This is a genomic window from Ferrimonas sp. YIN67 (genome assembly GCF_057219095.1).
Genome location: NZ_JBXVVJ010000010.1, coordinates 14930 through 36434 on the forward strand (window position 1 = coordinate 14930; position 21505 = coordinate 36434).

Annotated in this window: 21 protein-coding genes; 6 read left to right on the forward strand and 15 right to left on the reverse strand. The window is 56.7% G+C overall.

Annotated elements, in window-relative coordinates; genetic code table 11:
• Window positions 1-61 precede the first annotated feature (61 nt).
• The 7 genes from AC2D8U_RS17985 to astE form a co-directional block, all read right to left on the reverse strand.
• The gene (locus tag AC2D8U_RS17985) at window positions 62-250 is read right to left on the reverse strand and encodes a Flp family type IVb pilin (protein ID WP_484620459.1); all 189 of its coding nucleotides are present in this window, start codon (window positions 248-250) and stop codon (window positions 62-64) included.
• A 376-nt stretch (window positions 251-626) separates the two neighbouring features.
• Entirely contained in the window at window positions 627-2099 is a 1473-nt protein-coding gene (locus tag AC2D8U_RS17990) for a L,D-transpeptidase family protein (protein ID WP_484620460.1), read from the reverse strand.
• Window positions 2100-2230: 131 nt separating this feature from the next.
• On the reverse strand, window positions 2231-2440 hold the full coding sequence (locus tag AC2D8U_RS17995; RefSeq protein WP_484620461.1) for a hypothetical protein: 210 nt from the start codon (window positions 2438-2440) through the stop codon (window positions 2231-2233).
• A 97-nt stretch (window positions 2441-2537) separates the two neighbouring features.
• Entirely contained in the window at window positions 2538-4019 is a 1482-nt protein-coding gene (locus AC2D8U_RS18000) for a dihydrolipoyllysine-residue acetyltransferase (protein ID WP_484620462.1), read from the reverse strand.
• Between the two features lie 9 nt (window positions 4020-4028).
• The gene (locus AC2D8U_RS18005) at window positions 4029-5006 is read right to left on the reverse strand and encodes an alpha-ketoacid dehydrogenase subunit beta (RefSeq protein WP_484620463.1); all 978 of its coding nucleotides are present in this window, start codon (window positions 5004-5006) and stop codon (window positions 4029-4031) included.
• A gap of 2 nt (window positions 5007-5008) precedes the next feature.
• The gene (locus tag AC2D8U_RS18010) at window positions 5009-6190 is read right to left on the reverse strand and encodes a thiamine pyrophosphate-dependent dehydrogenase E1 component subunit alpha (protein WP_484620464.1); all 1182 of its coding nucleotides are present in this window, start codon (window positions 6188-6190) and stop codon (window positions 5009-5011) included.
• Window positions 6191-6371: 181 nt separating this feature from the next.
• On the reverse strand, window positions 6372-7373 hold the full coding sequence (astE, locus tag AC2D8U_RS18015; RefSeq protein WP_484620465.1) for a succinylglutamate desuccinylase: 1002 nt from the start codon (window positions 7371-7373) through the stop codon (window positions 6372-6374).
• 196 nt (window positions 7374-7569) lie between these two features.
• Between astE and msrA the strand changes: the two genes are divergently transcribed.
• Both msrA and AC2D8U_RS18025 read left to right on the forward strand, forming a co-directional pair.
• Window positions 7570-8052: a peptide-methionine (S)-S-oxide reductase MsrA gene (msrA, locus tag AC2D8U_RS18020; protein ID WP_484620466.1), complete on the forward strand. Its 483-nt coding sequence runs from the start codon at window positions 7570-7572 to the stop codon at window positions 8050-8052.
• Window positions 8053-8119: 67 nt separating this feature from the next.
• Window positions 8120-8614, forward strand: coding sequence for a GNAT family N-acetyltransferase (locus AC2D8U_RS18025; RefSeq protein ID WP_484620594.1), 495 nt, complete (start codon window positions 8120-8122; stop codon window positions 8612-8614).
• A 68-nt stretch (window positions 8615-8682) separates the two neighbouring features.
• Here AC2D8U_RS18025 and ylqF read toward each other — a convergent pair whose 3' ends face one another.
• The gene (gene ylqF, locus AC2D8U_RS18030) at window positions 8683-9612 is read right to left on the reverse strand and encodes a ribosome biogenesis GTPase YlqF (RefSeq protein ID WP_484620467.1); all 930 of its coding nucleotides are present in this window, start codon (window positions 9610-9612) and stop codon (window positions 8683-8685) included.
• Between the two features lie 58 nt (window positions 9613-9670).
• Window positions 9671-11191 carry an acyl-CoA carboxylase subunit beta gene (locus tag AC2D8U_RS18035; protein WP_484620468.1) on the reverse strand — a complete coding sequence of 507 codons (1521 nt, stop codon included), beginning with the start codon at window positions 11189-11191 and terminating at the stop codon, window positions 9671-9673.
• Between the two features lie 135 nt (window positions 11192-11326).
• Between AC2D8U_RS18035 and AC2D8U_RS18040 the strand changes: the two genes are divergently transcribed.
• The 3 genes from AC2D8U_RS18040 (at window position 11327) to cdd (ending at window position 14416) form a co-directional block, all read left to right on the forward strand.
• Window positions 11327-11938, forward strand: a complete 612-nt coding sequence (locus AC2D8U_RS18040; protein WP_484620469.1) for a TetR/AcrR family transcriptional regulator — start codon at window positions 11327-11329, stop codon at window positions 11936-11938.
• A gap of 79 nt (window positions 11939-12017) precedes the next feature.
• Window positions 12018-13427: an exodeoxyribonuclease I gene (gene sbcB, locus AC2D8U_RS18045; RefSeq protein WP_484620470.1), complete on the forward strand. Its 1410-nt coding sequence runs from the start codon at window positions 12018-12020 to the stop codon at window positions 13425-13427.
• A 101-nt stretch (window positions 13428-13528) separates the two neighbouring features.
• A complete protein-coding gene (gene cdd / locus AC2D8U_RS18050) occupies window positions 13529-14416 on the forward strand; it encodes a cytidine deaminase (protein ID WP_484620471.1) in 888 nt (295 codons plus the stop codon).
• Between the two features lie 60 nt (window positions 14417-14476).
• On the opposite strand, the gene AC2D8U_RS18055 is transcribed toward cdd, so the two are convergent.
• The 3 genes from AC2D8U_RS18055 to AC2D8U_RS18065 form a co-directional block, all read right to left on the reverse strand.
• Window positions 14477-15346 carry an NAD(P)-dependent oxidoreductase gene (locus tag AC2D8U_RS18055; protein WP_484620472.1) on the reverse strand — a complete coding sequence of 290 codons (870 nt, stop codon included), beginning with the start codon at window positions 15344-15346 and terminating at the stop codon, window positions 14477-14479.
• A 78-nt stretch (window positions 15347-15424) separates the two neighbouring features.
• The gene (locus AC2D8U_RS18060; RefSeq protein ID WP_484620473.1) at window positions 15425-15874 is read right to left on the reverse strand and encodes a hypothetical protein; all 450 of its coding nucleotides are present in this window, start codon (window positions 15872-15874) and stop codon (window positions 15425-15427) included.
• Between the two features lie 5 nt (window positions 15875-15879).
• Window positions 15880-17952 carry an LruC domain-containing protein gene (locus tag AC2D8U_RS18065; protein ID WP_484620474.1) on the reverse strand — a complete coding sequence of 691 codons (2073 nt, stop codon included), beginning with the start codon at window positions 17950-17952 and terminating at the stop codon, window positions 15880-15882.
• 400 nt (window positions 17953-18352) lie between these two features.
• Between AC2D8U_RS18065 and AC2D8U_RS18070 the strand changes: the two genes are divergently transcribed.
• On the forward strand, window positions 18353-18967 hold the full coding sequence (locus tag AC2D8U_RS18070; protein ID WP_484620475.1) for a thiol:disulfide interchange protein DsbA/DsbL: 615 nt from the start codon (window positions 18353-18355) through the stop codon (window positions 18965-18967).
• Window positions 18968-19051: 84 nt separating this feature from the next.
• Here the strand turns inward: AC2D8U_RS18070 and fabF are convergent, their stop codons facing one another.
• From fabF to fabG, 3 genes are all read right to left on the reverse strand, one after another.
• Window positions 19052-20290 (reverse strand): beta-ketoacyl-ACP synthase II, encoded by a 1239-nt coding sequence (fabF, locus tag AC2D8U_RS18075; RefSeq protein ID WP_484620476.1) that lies wholly within the window; start codon window positions 20288-20290, stop codon window positions 19052-19054.
• A gap of 63 nt (window positions 20291-20353) precedes the next feature.
• Entirely contained in the window at window positions 20354-20587 is a 234-nt protein-coding gene (gene acpP / locus AC2D8U_RS18080) for an acyl carrier protein (RefSeq protein ID WP_067657665.1), read from the reverse strand.
• A 162-nt stretch (window positions 20588-20749) separates the two neighbouring features.
• A complete protein-coding gene (gene fabG / locus AC2D8U_RS18085; protein WP_484620477.1) occupies window positions 20750-21496 on the reverse strand; it encodes a 3-oxoacyl-ACP reductase FabG in 747 nt (248 codons plus the stop codon).
• Between the last annotated feature and the right edge of the window lie 9 nt (window positions 21497-21505).

Below are 21505 nucleotides of genomic sequence, written 5' to 3' on the forward strand. Positions count from 1 at the left end.
AGCCTGCCGGCCGAGACCGGCAGGCTGTACTCCGAGGCCTTTTGGTAACCTGGCTGGCACTTTAGCTGCAATCGGTAGAGGCACCATTCACGGCACTGCCAAGACATTCGATTTTGGCGGTGGCGTTGTCACCCAAGGTAACAAACGCTGCGATCATGCCGCCTACCACCAAACCACCGGCGATGGCATACTCGACAGCCGTCAAGCCAGACTCATCTTTCCAAAAATCCACTAGATATTGCTTAATCATCGTAACCTCCAACCAAAATATTTTGACTTGAGCAACGGGTTAAACATCCGTGTGGAGGGTGGAGAGACGTCCTGTCGACCCAGAGCAAACTAACTATAGTCACTGAACTTAAGACCATACAACTTGGATCAAAAAAAAAGGAAAAATAAACACCTGCAAGCCAAAACCTCGTCATGGCCAGATATATAAGCAGTTAATTAAAATTACCGCAAAAAACGGATAATGTTAAAATCTTACTTCACTGAGGTTCACATCCCACCGTCCTTGATTAGAATGAAAAAACTGATCTGGCCTAGCACCGAACCAGGGGAGCGATTGGAAGCATATTCTTTAATAACAAGATCTTAATAACCAAACCTTCGTGTGTGAACAAAAGTTAGCCAACGTCAGCGCCGACCCAACCGTAGATATCTTTCATCAGAAAAATCTGACCATCTGAGGCTGCCCACGCTGGCATGTAAACCATAAAAACCGAGATCTTATCACTTAAAACTTGATGAAATGTGCTTCTTCGCCGAGTTAACCCAACTGGTTGCAATTTGTTATATTTGCTCTCAATCGCTCCGATATATTCAATTAACTTTTCAATTTCTCCAACCCGAACACAACCATGGCTTAAAGCCCGATTTTCATATCTAAAAACAGCTTTGTTATTGGTATCATGGAGAAAAATAGATTGGCTTTTTACTAAGTTTAAGCGAACTCGGCCCAGTGGGTTAGCCAAATTCGGGCCTTGCCTAAGTTGGTAGTTCCCCAGCACCCACTCCAATGATCGGCTGTCAAACTCAGACCAGCTCAGGGGGGGCGAGTCCGCTCCCCCTACCCACTCAAAACCTTCAGCCTGCAGACTTTTGGGCTGACTTTGAAGTCGAGGCAATAACTCTGATCTGACAATGCTTGTCGGCGGGGTCCAGGTTGGATCCAGGGTAAGGCTGCGAAAGCTTGTATTCATTCTTGGTGTGGGTGAGCTGGCTTTGCCAACTACGACAGGCAACACCAACTTCACTCTCCCCTGCTCCATAACCAACATCTGGTAGTGAGGGATATTGACCAGTATCGTGTGGCTGGGGAGCTGCTCAGGAAGTTGATACCACTGTCTGAGTGAAAACTGGATCATGGCAACACGAGCCGCATTGCTCTGTTCAAGAGCTTGACGCGTCATGGGATCCAACTTGCCACTGATCGTCAATCCATGCTGCTTCTGATAGCTCTCCAACAAGGCAATAAAGGGCGGATCCCATATTGACCTTCGAAGCAGTGCTGGCGGTAAGGAGTGCCCCGTCCTTTGCGCCAAGACCTGGCGTAGTTGTGCAACATTTTGGTGCTTTTGTCCCAAAGACAAACCTATCAAGGGATCCAGATCTGGAAGCGGGATCGCATACCGAGCCTGCTCATCATGCAACGCCTGTCGCAAACGCTCAAAAGCCGCGTAGTTGGGTGTCAGCTCCTCGATAAGCCGGATCATCGCCTCGGCCTTCATCTCCCTATGCAGCACCATGGATAGATCCGCTGCGGACTCGCCTCGCAATGTGGCACGCAATCGCAGGAGCTGACGGGTTGCCTCGGTAATGTCGATATTTTGCTGTGTGGCAGAGCCGTTGAGGTGCGCCGGTTCCAGCAGCCCTAGATCCACCAGCAGTGCCTGCCATGACGGCAGTCGATGGGCGACGGTCGGTTGCAGCCAGTCCGGTGTCCCAGGCTCAACCGCGTGAGCCTGTACCCCAAAAAGCAACAACAGCGATATCAGTGATGCCTTCCATATGGACGTACAACAGGAGAGAAAAACGTATCCCCAAACATTAAATATGCAGGCCGGGCTGATACCAGTTGGTTGGTACCAACGTCTCATGCACACGGCAGATCTTCGCCTCAAGATCCCAAAAGTTGCTTTGAGTATAGGCAAGATCTGACTCAGGTTGGCAACATAAGATCTTGGGATTAGGCCAGATCCAGGATCCTAAAGCGCCCTATGAGTAAAGCTTAAGAGCGACGCTTCAGCTCTTGCCCGGCAAAACGTGCGAGAGCATGAAGCCCCCCCACCCAACCCCGTCCCAGCAACTGCTTTATCCAGGGATCCAGGCTCAGCAATAAGCCAGCAGCCAATACCCAGGCCCAGCCCTGGGCAGGCTGAGCCAGCAACATCACCGAGCCCAGCACATTCAATACCGTCGCTATCAACATGACCACCATGCCTGTGATCTCCTTTGATATGGCCAGTCCTGAACCTAACGCCTGTACAAGTGAGATACAAGGCCTCTCCTCAGCGAATAGCGACACCGTGCCCAAACTATCTTAAGAGGAGCAGCATTCGTTCCGGGCTCTCGAGATACCCTTTCCACTGGTTGCAAAACCGCGCCATGGTGGCCCCATCAATCACTCGGTGATCCCCACTCCAACTGATCTGCATGACTGCCCTTTTTTCAACACTGCCCAGATCATTGAAACGGGGCAACTCCTGGAGTTTGCCCAGAGCAACAATCGCCACCTCGGGTTGGTTGATGATCGGCGTCGCCACCGTCCCCCCCAGAGCACCGATATTGGAGATGGAGATGGTCCCGTTAAGGAGATCGGCCTGGGCCACCTTGCCGTTGCGCGCTGCATCCGTCAGCCGAGCCATCTCTTTGGCAAGCTCTAAAATGGAGCGATCCTGCACCCGTTTAATGTTGGGTACCATCAGCCCCAGCTTGCCATCCACCGCCAAGCCTATGTTGTGATCAGACAAGTAGGTGAGCTCGGTGCAGTCCTCATTGACTCGGCTGTTCAACAAGGGAAAGGCGTCCATCGCCATCGACAGTGCCTTAACAAAGAAAGGCATCAGGGTCAGCCTTATGCCGCTCTCGGCATACTGGCTCTTCAGCCTGCTCCGCAAAGCGACTAGTTCAGTCAGATCCAGTTCATCGCAATAGGTAAAGTGAGGAATAGTCTGTACCGAAGCGGTGATCTGCCGAGCCATGGCAGCCCGCACCCCTTGAATCAATTCGACTCGGTTCTCACTCAATGGAGGAGTCACTGACACGGAGCCAGACACCACCTTTGACTCTGCCTCCAGATAGCGGTGAATATCTTCCTTGTAGATCCGGCCGTGCTTACCCGTACCGGGAACCAGGCTCAGATCCAGCTGATGTTCCCGAGCCAGCCGTCGCACCGCAGGACTGGCCAGGGCTTTACCCTGTTGTTTGGCCTCCCCGACCTTCTCAGCTTGTTGAGCCCCGGCCTGAGTCACGCCACCGGACTCGGCTCTAACCCGCATGGCAAACAGAGGCTCATGCACTCGGGCTAACTGCCCTTTACGGTAATACAGCTTGGCGATGGTTCCCGTCTCTTTCGCCGGGATCTGGACCGAGGCTTTATCGGTCATGACATCACAGATCGGCTGATCTTCTACGACGCTATCCCCTTCCTCGACCAGCCAGTCGATCACCTCACACTCAACGATCCCCTCGCCAATATCCGGCAAAAGAAACTCCTTCAACTCACCGTCACAGGTGATCGGTGAAACCTTCAAGCCGAACTCCTCCGCCTCTCCCTCCTCCATTACCTCTATTTCAAAAAGGGGAGCATGCACCTTGGCGATCTCCCCTTGGCGGCAGTGCAGCTTGGTGATCACCCCGCTGTATGGCGCCGGGATCTCCACCATCGCCTTATCGGTCATCACTTCGACGACGGGCTGGTCTTCTGTGACCCTGTCCCCTTCATCAACCAACCAGTTGATCAGTTCACACTCCACCACGCCTTCGCCAATGTCTGGCAGGATAAATTCCTTGATCATCAATCCCCCTTAGAAATTGACGCAGGCCTTTATGGCCTCGTAGATCTTATGTTCGTTGGCCATATACTCCTGCTCCAAAGCCAGGGGATAAGGAGTATCCAGACCACAGATCCGAGCAATGGGAGACTCCAGGTGCAAAAAGCAGTGCTCCTGTATGGTGGCAGCGATCTCCCCGGCAAACCCACCGGTCAGGGGGGCTTCATGACTGATCAGCAAACGACCGGTTTTCTTTACGGACTGGATCACCGTCTGCTGATCCCAGGGCAGCAACGTGCGCAGATCGATCACCTCACAACTGATCCCCTCCTGGGCAGCTCGCTGGGCAGCCTTGTCAATCAGTTCCAGTTGCGCCCCCCACCCCAGCAAACTGATGTCACTGCCGGTTTGCATCACCTCTGCCTCAGAGAGGGGAAGCTCATAATCCTCCTTGGGCACCTCACCGACGCTGGCCCGATAGAGACGCTTGGGCTCAAAGAACACCACGGGGTTATCGTCCCGGATCGCTGCTAACAGCAGGCCTTTGGCTTGATAAGGATCCCGGGGCACCACCACTTTGAGTCCCGCCGTATGGGTAAAGTAGGCTTCCGGCGACTGGGAATGATAGTGACCACCGGCGATCCCGCCGCCATAGGGCGTACGGATCGTCAGTCCCCCCACATTAAACTCATTGCCACTGCGATAGCGAAACTTGGCAGACTCGTTGACGATCTGATCAAACGCGGGAAAGATGTAATCAGCGAACTGGATCTCCGCAACAGGCCGCATTCCCTGAGCCGCCAGGCCATTGGCAAAACCTATGATCCCCTGCTCCGTCAAGGGCGTGTTGAAGCAGCGCTCCCTGCCGTATTTATCCTGCAACTGGGCCGTCGCACGAAACACTCCACCAAAATGGCCCACATCCTCGCCAAAGACCAGCACCCGTGGATCATTGCCCATGGCCAGATCCAGTGCATCATTGATCGCCTGCAACAAATTCATCTGTGGCATGTTCAACTCTCCCTGTCCCGGGTCAACGGATACTGCTCGGGGTAAAGGCGTACCTGCTCCTTGACCTGTTCGAGCTGAGCCTCAAGATGGGCGGGCACCCTATCGTAGACATCCGTTACCAGAGTCTCCAACGGAGGCATAGGCCGTTTTTCCGCCTCCTTGACTGCCGCCAGGACCTCACTCCTAAACCTGCTGTAAAGGGCCTCTTCCTGATCCTCGTCCCACCACCCCTGAGCGACCAGCCACAGTTTGAAACGTCTCACAGGATCATAGGCCCGCCATTTGGCTTCCTCCTCCCTGCTGCGGTAGCCACTGGGATCATCCGAACTGGAATGGGCCCCCAAGCGATAACTCATCGCCTCGATCAGCACAGGACACTGTTTGGCCAAAGCTTCGCGCCGAGCCAGTTGGGTGGCCGCCAGCACCGCCAGCATATCGTTACCATCCACCCGTATGGTCTTGATCCCATAACCGGCCCCACGAGCGGCGATCCCATCCCCGGCATACTGTTCATTGGCCGGGGTGGAGATCGCATAGCCATTGTTGCGACAAAAAAAGATCACCGGAGCCTGATGCACCGCCGCCATATTCAGCCCCGCATGAAAATCGCCCTCCGATGCCGCGCCCTCGCCAAAGAAACAGAGGGTGCAGGCATTCTCCCCCTGCAGTTTCTGGCCATAGGCATAACCTGCCGCCTGAGGGATCTGTGTCCCCAGGGGAGAGGAGATGGTCATGTAATTCAATGCCCGACTGCCGTAGTGGATCGGCATCTGCCGGCCTTTCCCCAGATCCTTATCATTGGAAAACATCTGGTTCATAAACTGTTCGGTGGTGAAGCCACGAAACCTCAGGGCCGCCTGCTCCCGGTACTGAGCCAGGATCATATCCTGGGGTGCCAGCGCCGCCGCCGCGCCCAGGACCGCCGCTTCCTCCCCGGTACAGGTCATATAGAAACTGATCCGCCCCTGGCGCTGAGCCGATAACATGCGTTCATCCAGCACCCGGGTAAAGACGGCACTGTGATGGATCTGCAAAGCGAGCTCTTTATCAATCTCTGGAGGAACCGCGCCAGGATACAGCGCCCCTTCGGCATCGAGGATCTTGACTGTGGGGATCACCCTGTCCTTGGGATCCAGCAGCCGGGCCTGGTGACTCTCTTCAACTTCCGTGGACTGATCTGTCATCGCTACGCCCCCTGTCGTGGCATTCGAGTGGCTCAAACGCCCTGATTGCTGTTATCTAGTATTGGCAACAAGCTACCTCTGCGTAAACGGCGTCACAACAAAAGGCCGGTTCCCCACCCCCTATCGATGAACGTGGACTGTACAAAGGCATTTACAACCTGGTGCTTAGCCAGCATCCAGGCTACTCGAAGGGTTGATCGTCGCCCACCGGCACCACGGTCAAGCAGGCCCGTTGCCCGTTAGCCACTTGAGCATTGGGAAAGACGATCGCCTCCTCCCTGGCCTGGACGCTATACTCAATCGCTCCATCCGTGGCCAGCAAGGCCCCTTGAGGGAAGGGAGTAAAGTTGGCCAGATCATCGGCAAAGTTCAGGGCAAAATGCTCCGTGTGCTTGTCGATCACCTGAGCCACATCAAACACAGTGATCTTTGGGTTAGCAGGCAGATCCAGGGGCAGGTTCTGGATCAGGCCCAGTAACTGGCTGCGAAGTGCCGACAGACGGCTGAGATCATTGTCGCCAAAGGGGCGCACCTGTCCCAGCTCCAGCGTAAAGGCATCGGCAGCAAAGCGGTTGGAGCTGAAGTAGCTGAACGTGCTGGTCGGAGTATGGGATAGCAGCACGGCGTCAATCCCGGCAGCATCAAGAAACGCCAGTTGCTGACGCCGCCAGGGTCTGCCATGACGAAAGGGGTAGATGGCAAAACGCTCTCGCCGCGAGTCGCGGATCGCCGTATGCAGATCATAGTGACAGCGCTGCACCCCCTCTCGGCAAAAAAAGGCCGTGACCGCCTGCTCCAAAGTCTGGGCTCGGGTGGCTTCGGGACCTTCATAGTGCCGGTGAGCCCCGCTGAACATGCGGTTCATATTGTGGGTCACTTCACGGACTCCCTGTCGCATCGCCAAGGGGTTGCCCAGTAATACCAGCAGCCGATTGCGGCACGGCCAGCGGCCCTCCAACAGCTCACTCACCAGCTGATTGAGCAGCTCCAAAGGCGCGGTCTCATTACCGTGGATCCCGGCGGAAAGCACCAGATCAATACCACCAGGCTCGGGGGGTTCAACACGAAGGATCCCCACCTGATCCAGAAATACCTGGGTACCATCAGGCAAGGTCTTGTGGCAAGGCGCACAGCCGCTTTGGGCGTGCACCAATGTATGGGACAGCAGATCCTGGATAAACACGCATCACTCCTTGGTCAAGCACGCCAGACACGACTCCACGCCATTGTAACCATTTTGTTACCTATGGATGCAATGTGGCCAAATCGACGCTTGCTCCAAGGATCCCTTTATCGTAAGCTCTGGGCGTCTGGACATCCAAACGTCCACACCAAGTGCTAGCCTTAACCGGCACCGATACAAAAATAAGGAGATAATAATGGCTACAGCTACCCTCGGCGCCGGATGCTTCTGGGGCGTCGAACACTTTATCAAGGCCTTGCCCGGCGTCACCGCAACCGCCTGCGGCTACATGGGTGGCCACCTGGATAACCCCACTTATCCTCAAGTCAAACAGGGCAACACCGGCCATGCCGAAGTGGTCCAGATCGAGTTTGATCCCGAACAAACCAGCTATGAAGCGATCCTCGATCTGTTTTGGCAGCACCACAACCCCACCACTCCCAACCAACAAGGCGTCGACCACGGCAGCCAGTACCGCAGCGTGATCTTCTACCACAATCCACAACAGGCCGAGATCGCCGAGCACTCCAAGGCTGCGCAACAGGCAAAGGGCTATTGGAAAGACAAGACCATCGTCACTGAGATCACCGAGGCAACCACCTTCTGGCGCGCCGAAACCTACCATCAGGATTATCTGGCCAAGAACGATCAACCCAGCTGCCACCTGCCGTTCTACTGACAGCATGAGTATGACGACAGCAAAGCGCGACATGCCAATTGAGATGAAGGCGTTCAGGCTTTGAAAGCTGGTTGAGTCCGACCGTTTCAGTTTGTTCGAGACGTATAAGAGTCGCCCCGACGCCGCTCGATATGTCTCCAGTGAAGTACATAGCGACGTCAAGCAGACGGACGCCCTGATCGCCAGATGCATCGACAACTACACACAGCAACAGCCCACGTCGTTGATCTATGCCATTGCCACGCCGGAGTCGGACGAGGCAATTGGCCTGCTGGTGTTTCTCTTTCGCGCAGACTACGCCGAGATCCACTTTGGCCTATCACCCGACTTCCATGGCCGAGGGATAGCCACACAGGCCTGTGCGCTCGGGGTCAATTGGCTCAATCATCGCGGTTTTCGCGAGATCCGGACCCATCCCTATCACAAGCATTACGCCAGCATAGAGGTATTAAAACGCTGTGGTTTTGTCGAGTTTGGTCTGCTCAAGCAGCATGCCCCCTTCCCTCAACTGGGTGAAGGGTTATTCACTTGCTTGGATCTCAGGCACATCACACAAGCCTGAGCGAGACGAGTTCATTTTTTCTCGTAAAAAAACCGGGGCAAGCCCCGGTTCCTTTGCAAGAAAGCCCTTCAACGACTGCGCTTGCGCCGCTGCTTCTCTTCCTCTTGGGCTTTTTTCAGTTCCTCGGCCTTGCGCCGAGCCTCTTCCAGCTCGGCCTTCTCGACCTCGGCCATGGCTGGTGTCTCCAGGGTGATCCCCCCCAGAGTACCGCTGCGCAGCTCATTGATCAGCAGGGCACCAAACTTGGCAAAATCAACCCGATTGCCCGCGCGCATACAGCCGCGCTTGCGCCCCGCCATCTCCATAAACTCCCAATCCTGCTCCGGCAGGTGATCCAGCTTGTAGCGCTCGATCAAGCGCTCAGGATAGATCCGCATCAGGTATTCGGAAACGTAGCTGCCCAGATCTTCATAATCCACCACGGTGTCGCGGATCGCGGCAATGGCCGCCAGGCGATAGCCAAAGTGCTCGTTTTCCAGCTTGGGCCAGAGCATCCCCGGGGTATCGTACAGCATGATCCCCTGCTCCAGCTTGATCCGCTGCTGGGCCTTGGTGACCGCCGGCTCGTTACCTGTCTTGGCCACGACACGTTTGGCCAGGGTATTGATCAGGGTCGATTTGCCCACATTGGGAATGCCCATGATCATCGCCTTGATCTGCTTATCCTGACCCACCTTATTCGGCACCAGCTTATGACACAGCTCGGTGATCTTATGCACCTGGCTGGCTTTGTCCGTATCCAGCGCCAGAGTTTTCACACCCTGCTCCTGCTCCAGATAGGCCATCCACTGCTCAGTCATGGTGGGATCCGCCAGATCCGCCTTGTTCAGGATCTTGATCACCGGCTTGTCCCGGCGCAGCTGTGCCACCATGGGGTTCTCACTGCTGTAGGGAATGCGCGCATCGAGCACCTCGATGATCACATCCATCTGCGGCATCACCTCCTTGATCTCACGCCGCGCTTTGTTCATATGGCCGGGAAACCATTGGATCGCCATAGCAAATTCTCTTAATACAACTGGGATCCGCGCAGTGTAGCCTGATTGCCGAAAAAGATCATGGCTGGCCTCTCTCCGATCTCACAGGTTCACCTCCCTGGCTCATTGCCAAAGCATCCAGAAAGGCATTACGCAGCTGACGCGGATCGATCACCTCGTCATAGGCCAGGGTATCCGCCGCTCCCCAGGCCGCATTGGCTTCCGCCTGGGCCATGCGTTGAGCCTCCTCGTCACTCATGCCCGCCGCTTGGCTCCCCCCTTTACTGGGCAGTCCCCCCAGGCTCAGTCCCGGGAACGCCAGGGTCAGGGTCTGCCGATCACAGGGATTCATGCCCATCACCGAGCTGCCAAAACCATAGGCTTTGCGCAGGGTGACGTGTAGCTTGGGGCCTCGTAGGCGGGATTGGGCCAGGAACATACGACCCGCCGCCGCCAGCGTCCCGGCCCGCTCCGAGGCACTGCCGGGTAAAACCCCGGGGTTATCGGCCAGGAACAGCACAGGAAGGCGCAGTTCGCCGGCCCATTCGAGGAAATAGGCCGCCTTCTCCGCTGCAGCCCGGTTAATGGTTCCCGCCATCACCTGAGGCTGGTTAGCCACCAGCACTACAGACCGGCCGCCCAGCCGGGCCAGGGCGATCACCATAGCTGCCCCATAATCCGGCTGCAGCTCAAGGTAATCGCCGTTATCCACCAGCTCGCGGATCACCCTCTTGATGTCATAGCCCCGCATCGGGTTACGGGGCACCAGCTCAAAGATCCGATCCAGACTGCGCGGTCCCAGATCCTGTCCCTGCTCGAGGTGGGGAGCGGCTTGATCCGCATTGCTTGGCAGGTAGGAGAGATATTGACGTACCTGAATAAACGCATCTGCCTCACTGACCACCCGGTTATGGGCCACGCCGGAGTGTACTGTATGGATCTCCGCCCCGCCCAACTGCTCCGGGGTGACGTGCTCGCCCAGTGCCTGTGCCACCAAAGGGGGGCCGGCGGCAAACAGGGCGCTGCCCTCCACCATGATGATGAAGTCCAGCAGCACGCCCGACAGCGCACCATGACCCGCCGAGGGGCCCATCACCACAGCCACCGTGGGCACCTTGCCCTTAAGCTGGGCCAGCAGCTGCAGATCGTTGGCCCCATAGGGATGGCGCTGCAATCCATTGCTGGCCCGCTCCCCGGCGCCCTCCAGCAAAAGGATCAGAGGACAGCGCTCCTGAAGCGCCAGCTGGGCAAGGCGCAATCGTTTGGCGTGGGCTCCAAAGCCGATGGAGCCCCCTTGTACGGTGAAATCCTCCGCTCCAACCAGCACGGGCCGCCCTTCGATCCGGGCGAAACCCGTGATGATCCCATCCGCTGGAGCCGCCGGCAGTCCATCCCAGGATATTCCTCCCACCAAGGTACCGAACTCGCGAAAACTGCCTGGATCCACCAGGGCAGCAATACGCTGACGGGCATCCTGCCTTCCGTTCCTGCGCTGCTGCTCCAGTTTCCGCTCTCCGCCCATGGCCTTCGCAGCCTGCTGCCGGCTCTGCCACTGAGCCATGGTTGCCTGCCACTCCTGGGTGATCCCTTGGTTATCCATAACGCCCCCTTTATTGAATAACCAAACAATAAAAAAACCTTGCGACACTGTCAAATATCACGCCTAGCAGAAAAAGCTGATTTATTGAGATAAATGCATAAAATGATGGGAAAGACAGTTCGGTAAGGAAACCCGATGCCAAAAGTTGTAGACCACGATGCTCGTCGGCAGATCCTCGCCGCCACCGCAGCCAATGTTATCGCCCAACGGGGATTGGAGAACACCACCCTGAAGGATGTTGCGGTGGAGGCAGGCTTTACCCCCGGTCTGGTTGGGCATTACTTTGACAATAAAGATCAGTTGATGCGGGCCGCCCTCTCTCATGTCGACCAACGTGCGGCGGAGCGCTTTGCCCTGCTGCGCAATCGTTCTTTGCGTAAAGCGCTGGAAGCCACCCTGCCGTTGGATGCGATCCGACGAACCGAGTGGTGGGTCCGGATCTCCTTTTGGGGGCGTACCATGGTCCAGCCTAAACTCAAGGGCGAATTGGCCGAGTCCATGGGGTATGCGCAGGATACTCTGGAGTACATCATCAACGAACAGAAGGCTCAGGGTCACCTGCGCCCTGATCTCAATGCCCAGGTGGCCGCCGAAGCCATGCTCAACCTGTTGCTGGGATTGAGCATGAGGATCCTGTTTGATCCCAAGAACTATCACCGCAAGCGAGTGATGACGATCCTGGATGATTATGTGGAGGATCTCGGCCGCCACACCGGTGCCTCGTCAGAAGAAACCCCAGTATCCTGACCGACTTTCATTCGAGCAGGCAGGCCGACGGGATCAAACATCTGTTACAATTGGTCTTTATCCTCTATTCGAACACACGATGAAGCAAGATCAGAGCCTGTTGTGGCACGACTATGAAACTTGGGGGGCCGATCCGGCCGCCGATCGGCCTGCCCAGTTTGCCGGGATCCGCACCGATCTCGAGCTGAATATCATCGAGGAGCCGGTCGAATTCTTCTGCCAACTGCCCACCGACTACCTGCCCCAGCCTGAAGCGATCTTTGTCACCGGGATCACGCCGCAAAAAGCCAACCGGCTAGGCAGCGTCGAGGCGGAATTCATCGCCAAGGTTCATCAGCAGATGGCTCGCCCCGGCACCTGCAGCGTCGGCTACAACTCCATTCGCTTCGATGACGAAGTGACCCGCTACAGCCTCTATCGGAACTTCTTCGATCCCTACGGCCGCGAGTGGCAAAACGGCAACAGCCGCTGGGATATCATCGATCTGGTTCGGGCCTGCTATGCACTGCGGCCGGAAGGGATCGAGTGGCCAGAGCGGGAAGAGGGCGTGCCCAGTTTTAAGCTTGAGCACCTGACCGCTGCCAACGGGATCGGTCACGACAGCGCCCATGATGCCGTCTCCGACGTCAAGGCCACCATCGCCCTGGCCAAGTTGATCAAAGAGAAGCAGCCTAAGCTGTATCAGTGGGCTTTTTCCCTGCGTCGCAAGCAGGCGGTCGCCCAACAGATCGATATCCTGGCACTCAAGCCTCTGCTGCATATCAGCTCCCGTTTTCCCGCAGCCAGAGGCTGTGCGGCACTGGTACTGCCCATGGCGTGGCATCCGGAGAACAAAAATGCCGTCGCCTGTGTCGACATGACCCTGGATCCCACCCCACTGCTCGAATGGGATATCCAGACCCTCAGAGAAAAGCTCTACCTCAAAGCCAGTGAACGACCCGACGGAGAGCCCAGGGTCCCAGTGAAGCTGGTGCACCTCAATCGCAGCCCCTTTATTGCTCCAGCCAGTACCCTGGATGACGCCAATGCCCAGCGCCTGGGCCTGGATAAGCCTCAATGCCGTGAGCATTACCGCCTGCTCAAGCAGCACCACAAGACGATCCGGGAAAAACTCCACGGCCTGTTTGCCGATTCGGCACCGCCTGAAACTGACCGCCCGGTGGATCAACAACTGTACGGCGGCTTCTTCAGCGATGCCGACCGAGCCCAAATGGAGCTTGTCCGAACCACGGCACCGGAGCACTTGGCGGCCCTGGCTCCCCAGTTCAGCGATCCTCGTCTGGCGCCTCTCTACTTCCTCTACCGAGCACGAAACTATCCTCATACCCTGAGCGAAACGGAGCAGCACAAATGGCAAGATCACTGCCGCAGCGCCTTAAACAACCCCGAATATCTGTATAAGCTGGAACAGCTGATTGAGCACAACAGTTCCGATGAAACCAAAACCCGGCTGCTGACGGCCCTGGGACACTATTTACAGAGCCTCTGAGTCAGATGCAGTCACTGCTGACTCAACGCCGTGAGCTGACGCACACTCACTCGCGGCGCAAAGCCCTACACTTTGGCTCAGGCTTTGTACGGGATCTTCCTATGACACACGATCTAAAATCGGCTCTTGAACAACTGCCCGCGCCGCTGGCAGCTGCCGTGAGCCCCCTGCTTACCCCCGAGTTTCACGGCGTGATCCGGGCCGACCAGCGTCAGCAACTGCAACACACTACTGGCATGGCTGAGCAGGAACTGGTGATGGCCCTGCTGCCCCTGGCCGCCAGCCTGTCCGTGGCCCCCATCTCCCATTTTCATGTGGGCGCCATTGCCGAAGGTCGCTCCGGTGCCCTCTACTTGGGTGCCAACCTGGAGCTGGCAGGACAAACCCTGTTTCACTCCGTTCATGCGGAACAATCTGCCATCAGCAATGCCTGGTTGTCCGGTGAAACCGGTCTGGCGGCCATGGTGATCAACGCCTCCCCTTGTGGCCACTGCCGCCAATTTATGAACGAGCTGCAGTTTGCGGATCAACTCCACGTGGTGTTGCCGGAACAGGGCAGTCAGGCACTGTCCCATTACCTGCCCTATGCCTTCGGTCCCGCCGATCTCGGAGTGGAAACCGGTTTGATGGCCCCCATGGATCATGGATTGCCCCAACCAGGGTCGGAGGCAGATCCATTGCTAAGCCTTGCCGTGCAACACGCCAACGCCAGTTACGCCCCCTATTCCCATAGCCCGTCGGCCATCGTCCTGCAGAGCAAAGATGGTCGCACCTTTGCCGGACGCTACGCCGAAAATGCCGCCTTCAACCCCAGCCTGCCGCCGATGCAGATGGCGTTAAGCGCCATGGCCCTGGCCCGGGTGCCTTTTAACCAGATCGCACGTGCCCTGCTGTGCCAAAAAGCCGGGGCTCAGCTCGATCAGCGCCACGCCTCCATCGCGGCCTTGGGCTCAGTGAGTCAGGTTGAGCTGGACGTGATCAGTCTGTAGGCATGAAAAAGCCCATCATCACGATGGGCTTGGTCACTTTGGCAAGAACAAGGCACTGGCTTAACGCCGGGTCAGCCGCGCCATCAACGATGAGGTGTCCCAGCGAGCGCCGCCCAAGGCCTGTACCTCCTGGTAAAACTGGTCAACCAGGGCTGTCATTGGTAAGGACGCACCATTGCGACGCGCCTGCTCCAGGGCGATGGCCAGATCCTTACGCATCCAGTCCACCGCAAAACCAAAATCATACTCGCCCTGCAGCATGGTGTGAGAGCGGTTCTCCATCTGCCAGGATTGGGCGGCCCCTTTACTGATCACCTCGACCACCTTCTCTCCGTCGAGTCCCGCCTTCTGGGCAAAGCTCAAGCCTTCTGCCAATCCCTGCACCACGCCGGCAACGCAGATCTGATTCACCATCTTGCACAGTTGGCCGCTGCCTACCGCGCCCATCAGTGCCACGCTCCGCGCATAACTGTCGATCACAGGTTTGGCCCGTTCAAACACCTCGGGCTCACCACCGACCATCACGGTCAGGGCACCGTTTTCCGCACCGGCCTGACCGCCAGATACGGGCGCATCGAGAAAGTGCTTCCCCTGCTGCGCGGCGATCAAGGCCAATTCACGGGCCACATCGGCCGAGGCGGTCGTGTGATCCACCAGCACCGAACCCGCGGCCATTCCGGCCAAGGCCCCCTCCTCGCCCAGCACCACGGCTCGCAGATCATCGTCGTTACCGACACAGACAAACACTAAGTCGGCGCCGGCCGCGGCCAAGGCCGGGGTTTGTGCGCTGCGTCCGCCATAGTGTTCGGTCCATTGCAGCGCCTTGGCCGTCGTGCGGTTAAAGACACAGACATCATGACCCGCTGCCAGGAGATGACCAGCCATGGGGTAACCCATGACCCCAAGACCTATAAAAGCGACCTTGCTCATACACTTTATTTCCCACTATCAATGCGTTGCAGTATTGTCATTGATCATGGCGGCAGATACCAGCCCGGCCTTGCGCCTTCAGGGCTGCCAGACCAAAGTGCTGTCCATCAGGGAAAACGTCTGCTGCAAGGGCTCAAGCCCGGGATCGGCAAACCAGATCTCCATCACCACCCGGCTGGTCTGATCCGAGAGCCGGAGTTGCACCGAGAACCCCCCATCAACCAGGGCCCCAAACGCCAGGGGCGCATCCCGTTGCGGCCGTTCCAACTTCCCCTGGGGAAATAGCCAGACCGTGCCTTCACCGGCGTATCGAACCGAAACGTCCACCAGCCGGTCCTCGTTAAAGTCCATCTCCGGGGATGCGATCAGCTCCGCCATGCTTCGGCTCGGCGACTCAAGGGGAGCCGGTTGCTCAGCACTCGTTTCAGCTGAAGGCCCGACATCCTCGCCACCACCGCCGCCACAACCACAAAGGAGCAGTGCCCAGATCATCAGCCCTAAGCGGCACAAGCCTGTTTTAGATTTCATCATCATCACTCCTGATCAAACAGTTGCGTGGTCACGGCATTTTCGCGCTGATACCAGTCCCTCTTAAGGGTGCCGTCGCTCTCCACATAGGGGGCAAAATCCGGATAAGCCTGGAGCAGATCGACAAACTCCTGTGGCCAACTCCAGCCCTGGGGGATCAACAGCCCCCAAGGCAAATTATTATCGTTTCGATAGGTGCTACCGCCGAGCTGGCTGCGATCCTGCTCGGTACCAAAGATCCCAAGATCCGCGCCTTCCGTCGGAGGATGATCGGCCAGATGGATCTCCAGACCGCGACCCGGCGGCTGCGAAAAGCCCTTTCGGAAAGTGTTCTCTGAAGCAAACAGGAAAGGGTTATAGGGCATGGGAGGAAGAGTGCCGGGCACCTGAGTTACGGGCAGACTCAGTTCAAACTGATATTGCAGCCCATCGTCACACCCCGCCTGCGTTCGGTAGTACCGACAAGGGGCCTCAAGCAAGCCATGTGCATCGTCAAAGATCCGAACGATCGCCTCACTGCGTCCCGACTCCAACGAGCCGGTCGCGACGGAATCGACTCCATTGATCCTTAACTTGATCCTGTCCGCGTCGATCGACGCCCTGGGCATGCCAGGAAGGTGCCAGGCAAAACCATTGTGGTAGTCGGCACCGGCTGCCAGCAACACCCCACTGAGATCGATACGGATCAGGCTGCCGTTGCTGCGAACTTCCGTCGTGCGGATCGCCATCACCAGATCATTCATGTCGTAATCCGCCTGATGGGGCCAATGATCCTCAAAGGCCAAGGTGGCCCAACTGCTGGCAGACGGGTAGTAGCTGTAGGTCAAGGGGATCTGGGACAACTCGATGGGATGATCTTCCACCTCGCCATCCCCGGCACCGCCATTGGGACCGATCCCAGTGACTGAGCTGATCCGAAAGCGTGCATAACTGCTGCCTTGAGACACATCGTCCGGCACCCGGATCAATATCCGGTGCTCGCCAGGATCCAGGTAACGGTCGGTCAACGCCTGCTCTCCCTCTGGCGCAAACTGCCCGTCACGATCCCAGTCAAAGAACCCCTGCAAGTAGCCGCCCTGACCGGATACCGTGATCAACAGCAACGCATCCTGACCGCTTTGCAGCGAGGTCATCACCATTACCCCGTCTTCATCATCCGACTGCGTGCTGTCATCGCTAAAGGGCGCCAAGTAGCCGTCATTGTCCGCATCCACCAGGCTGCCCAGACGAGGTCCCGAGTCACTCAAGGCATGCCGTGCCCCATTATTGGCCAGGGTCGTACCATAGCTGTCCGGGGCGTCGCCAAAGTCCGTATTGCTGGCGACCACTGGCGCGCTTGCACAACGGGCACCATCGTTTTGACCCGAACTCGGCCCGTAGGCAAACAAGGTGGCCCCATCGGGGATATTGTTGGGATCCCGCAGATCCAGACGATAGATCTGCCCGTCCTGATTACGGGACACATAAAAATACCCAGACTTTTCAAAGTAGCCAGCGCCAAAAGTGCCCGTGATCCCCGCATTGGCAACCGCCGTGGCACTGCCGTCAACAATATCGATGCGGTGCAGGATCCCCGTGCTGTTATCCAGCGCATAGAGCATGCCATCGCCAGGATGGAAGGCAAAGTCGGTGAGATTGAGGCTTTGATCGGCCCCCTGCAACTGGGTCGCCTGCATTCGCCCCGCTCCGGACAGAGGAATGGCAAAGAGCCCGAGGTTCTTTTTGTAGATCCAGTAGGTGTCCCCGGCAACATCCCCAACAAAGAAGTGGACCCCGGCAGGTAGGCCGCTCACCCCTTGGGGAGTCGCCTGAAGATCACTGCCAATCTGCACCACATCCAGGCGAACTTTGCTAAATCCGTAGATATAACGGTCGGTTTCATTGAATCCGACGGCATTGATCGTCCCACTGATCCCGGTACTGGGCGCCAACAGCTCAGACGACCCCGTAACCAGATCCACTCCGTAGACCAATGTGGTCGGATCCTGAAATAGAAACGCTTCCGTGGGGCACTCTTCGAAAGGTAACGCCCAAAGCGTTCCGGGCAGCAGGCTGAGCAACAAGACGTAGTGGCGCATAGAGGGCTTCTCCTCTGCAATAGGTTTCTGCCTAAAGCAAACTTTGCGCCAAACTATAAGACCTTGTTTAAAAGCTATTTTTTTATGAGCCCTCCTAACTTATTGCGAAATGCAAAAGTCCTGATCATTCCGGCGTTTGGCAACTCCGCAGCATTGAACCTCGGCTAAATCATCGCTCCGAATGGTGCGCCACCCGACAAACTGTGAATGTGCCCAGGCTTGGGGAGCCGGGCTTTTAGGACCGCTCCCGGATCTTAAGAGCACAACGCAGCTGCTGCGCCAAAGGCGCCCTTGAAAATGGAGCCGACTTAAGAAGAGCTATTTTGGCGAGCCGTTCCATTGGCAATTTTGTCAAAGCAGTGCCAACTTTGATTCAATGAATCCAAAACCGGCTAACAGAATGAAATCGTTCTTTTTGATCACCCTAAGCTGCTTGCTGATGGCCTGTGAGCAGGGGCCAGTCCACTACGCCGAAGGGACCCATTATTCAGTGATCGAGGGGGCCCAGCCCACTGCAGTGCCGACAGTGACCCAGTTCTTTTCGCTCTATTGCGGCCACTGCTACGAATTTGAAAAGGGCCTGCCAACGATCAAGGCGGGATTGCAGCAAGGGGTCCAATTCGAGCAGATCCACGTCGACTTTATCGGCCCTCAGGGCCCGCAGCTCACCACTGCCCTCATCGTAGCCGACAAGCTCCAACAAACAGATCAGATCAAGCATGCCCTGTTTGATGCCATCCATGAAAAGCGGATGAGTTTCTCTGAGCCCACTGAGCTCCTTGAGCTGATCAAAGGGCTAGATCTCCCGGTTCAACAGTACCAGAGACTCTCTCGCCATCCCGAGATCCAGGCTAGCCTCAGCCAGCAACAGCAGCTCAGAGAAGATGCCCAGATCCGTGGCGTACCGGCACTGATGGTGAATGGCCGCTACCGGGTCAACCTGGAAGAGATCGATTCAGAGGAGGCTCTGACGGCCCTGTTGAACTACCTGGCGATGGGCAGGCAAGCTGAGTAAGCCGGAACTCGATCCCTGTGGCCCCGGGCGAGAAGAAAACAAAAACGGCACCCTACTGGGTGCCGTTTTTTTGCCCAACGCCTCTTAGCTGCGTTTAAACAGCAAAGAGCCGTTGGTACCACCAAAGCCAAAGGAGTTACAAAGGGCGTAATCCAGTTCAACCTTGCGGGCGCCGCCCGTGTTGAAGTCCAGATCGCACCCTTCGCTGGGGTTCTCCAGGTTGATGGTCGGTGGGACTTCCTGGTTGTGCAGCGCCAGGATGGTGAAGATGGCTTCAACCGATCCGGCAGCACCCAGCAGGTGTCCGGTCATGGACTTGGTGGAGCCCATGATCAACTTGTAGGCATGTTCGCCAAACAAGCCCTTCACGCCATTCACTTCGGCGATATCACCCGCAGGGGTCGAGGTCCCGTGGGCGTTAATGTAACCCACAGACTCAGGAGCAATGCCCGCATCATTGATCGCATTACGCATGGCCGCAGCACCGCCCCGACCATCTTCCGGTGGCGAAGTCATATGGTAAGCATCGCCACTCATGCCAAAACCGGCCAACTCGGCGTAGATCTTGGCACCACGCGCCTTCGCATGCTCATACTCTTCCAGTACGATCATGCCGGCACCGTCGCCAATGACAAAGCCGTCCCGATCCTTGTCCCAGGGACGAGAAGCTTTCTGTGGATCATCGTTACGGGTCGATAGGGCCTTGGCGGAGGCAAAACCCCCCACACCCAGAGCCGTGGTCGCCATTTCAGAGCCACCGGCAATCATCACGTCCGCATCACCATAGGCAATCATCCGTGCGGCATGGCCAATGTTATGCACACCCGTGGTACATGCCGTGGTGATGGCAATGTTCGGTCCGGTGAATCCATACATGATGGACAGATGACCGGCCACCATATTGATGATGGTGGAGGGAATAAAGAAAGGTGAGATCCGACGCGGACCGGACTTCTGGTACTGAGCGTAGTTAGCCTCGATCAGGGGCAGGCCGCCGATCCCGGCACCGATGGCGGCACCAATACGGTGGGCATTTTGCTCATCGATGGTCAGGCCAGAGTCCTTGATCGCCTGGATGGAGGCCGCCAGGCCGTACTGGATAAACAGATCCATCTTACGGGCTTCTTTCTTGGGCAGGTAGGCCTCAACATCGAAGTCCTTCACCGACCCGGAAAAACGCACGGCAAATTCGCTGGCGTCAAAATGGGTGATCGGCGTGATCCCACTTTGCCCGGCCAATAGGTTATTCCAGGTAGTTTCAATATCGTTACCCACCGGGGTCACTGCCCCGAGGCCGGTAACTACGATGCGACGTTTGGTCACGGTATAACCTCCAAATACAAAACAGGCGGCCAAGGCCGCCTGTTTTAAATGAATCGGTTCGGCTTACTGGTTAGCCTGAACGTAGTCGATCGCAGCCTGAACGGTAGTGATCTTCTCTGCTTCTTCGTCTGGGATCTCAGTGTCGAACTCTTCTTCCAGAGCCATAACCAGCTCAACGGTGTCCAGGGAGTCGGCACCCAGATCATCAACGAAAGAGGCTTCAGCTTTAACGTCTTCTTCCTTAACGCCCAGCTGTTCAACGATGATCTTCTTTACGCGTTCTTCGATGTTGCTCATGTTATTACTTTCCTGTTCAAGTACGCAGATGCGTTGATTTGCGGTTAGTGTATTCGATTCCAGTGACAATGCAAGCATTTAGCTTTGTGGTCAAACCACGAAAATATAAACGTAATCGTCACTTATCGAACCAATTTCACCGCCTTTAGCCGCAGGTTTGGCTTACGCCATTACCATGCCGCCATTCACATGTAAGGTTTCACCGGTAATGTAACCGGCGCGATCAGACGCCAAAAACAGCACGGCGTCGGCGATCTCCTGTGCCTGGCCCAAACGTCCTGCTGGAACCTGGCCCATGATCCCCGCTTTTTGCTCATCGGTGAGCTCATCGGTCATGTCAGTTTGAATGAAACCAGGGGCCACTGCATTGACGGTGATCCCACGGCTGGCCACTTCTTTGGCCAAAGACTTAGTAAAGCCCAACAAACCGGCTTTCGCTGCCGAATAGTTAGCCTGACCAGCGTTACCCATGGTACCGACCACGGAGCCGATATTGACGATCCGGCCATGACGTTTCTTCATCATGGCACGCAACACCGCCTTGGATGTGCGGAACACGGAGGTCAGGTTGGTATCGATAATATCGGACCACTCATCTTCCTTCATACGCATCATCAGGTTATCGCGGGTGATCCCGGCATTGTTCACCAGGATATCGATATCACCGTACTGCTCCTTGATGGAGGCAAACAGTGCATCAACCGAGGCCTGCTCAGTCACGTTCAAAACCAGGCCAGTCCCCTGCTCACCGAGATACTCGGCGATGGCAGCAGCACCGCGTTCGCTGGTCGCGGTTCCCACGACTTTAGCACCGGCAGCAACCAACTGCTCAGCGATGGCACGACCGATCCCACGGCTGGCGCCGGTGACCAAAGCGACTTTACCAGTTAAATCCAGGGCTACGCCCATATTCCTTCT

What these genes read in the sequence shown, in the direction of transcription:
- AC2D8U_RS18010 (WP_484620464.1), bottom strand. Translation starts at nt 6,190, where the DNA reads ATGACAGATCAGTCCACGGAAGTTGAAGAGAGTCACCAGGCCCGGCTG.
- AC2D8U_RS18005 (WP_484620463.1), bottom strand. Translation starts at nt 5,006, where the DNA reads ATGCCACAGATGAATTTGTTGCAGGCGATCAATGATGCACTGGATCTG.
- acpP (WP_067657665.1), bottom strand. Translation starts at nt 20,587, where the DNA reads ATGAGCAACATCGAAGAACGCGTAAAGAAGATCATCGTTGAACAGCTG.
- AC2D8U_RS18070 (WP_484620475.1), top strand. Translation starts at nt 18,353, where the DNA reads ATGAAATCGTTCTTTTTGATCACCCTAAGCTGCTTGCTGATGGCCTGT.
- cdd (WP_484620471.1), top strand. Translation starts at nt 13,529, where the DNA reads ATGACACACGATCTAAAATCGGCTCTTGAACAACTGCCCGCGCCGCTG.
- AC2D8U_RS18055 (WP_484620472.1), bottom strand. Translation starts at nt 15,346, where the DNA reads ATGAGCAAGGTCGCTTTTATAGGTCTTGGGGTCATGGGTTACCCCATG.
- fabG (WP_484620477.1), bottom strand. Translation starts at nt 21,496, where the DNA reads ATGGGCGTAGCCCTGGATTTAACTGGTAAAGTCGCTTTGGTCACCGGC.
- AC2D8U_RS18035 (WP_484620468.1), bottom strand. Translation starts at nt 11,191, where the DNA reads ATGGATAACCAAGGGATCACCCAGGAGTGGCAGGCAACCATGGCTCAG.
- AC2D8U_RS17995 (WP_484620461.1), bottom strand. Translation starts at nt 2,440, where the DNA reads ATGGTGGTCATGTTGATAGCGACGGTATTGAATGTGCTGGGCTCGGTG.
- AC2D8U_RS17990 (WP_484620460.1), bottom strand. Translation starts at nt 2,099, where the DNA reads ATGAGACGTTGGTACCAACCAACTGGTATCAGCCCGGCCTGCATATTT.
- AC2D8U_RS18000 (WP_484620462.1), bottom strand. Translation starts at nt 4,019, where the DNA reads ATGATCAAGGAATTTATCCTGCCAGACATTGGCGAAGGCGTGGTGGAG.
- AC2D8U_RS17985 (WP_484620459.1), bottom strand. Translation starts at nt 250, where the DNA reads ATGATTAAGCAATATCTAGTGGATTTTTGGAAAGATGAGTCTGGCTTG.
- ylqF (WP_484620467.1), bottom strand. Translation starts at nt 9,612, where the DNA reads ATGGCGATCCAATGGTTTCCCGGCCATATGAACAAAGCGCGGCGTGAG.
- AC2D8U_RS18040 (WP_484620469.1), top strand. Translation starts at nt 11,327, where the DNA reads ATGCCAAAAGTTGTAGACCACGATGCTCGTCGGCAGATCCTCGCCGCC.
- sbcB (WP_484620470.1), top strand. Translation starts at nt 12,018, where the DNA reads ATGAAGCAAGATCAGAGCCTGTTGTGGCACGACTATGAAACTTGGGGG.
- AC2D8U_RS18065 (WP_484620474.1), bottom strand. Translation starts at nt 17,952, where the DNA reads ATGCGCCACTACGTCTTGTTGCTCAGCCTGCTGCCCGGAACGCTTTGG.
- msrA (WP_484620466.1), top strand. Translation starts at nt 7,570, where the DNA reads ATGGCTACAGCTACCCTCGGCGCCGGATGCTTCTGGGGCGTCGAACAC.
- AC2D8U_RS18060 (WP_484620473.1), bottom strand. Translation starts at nt 15,874, where the DNA reads ATGAAATCTAAAACAGGCTTGTGCCGCTTAGGGCTGATGATCTGGGCA.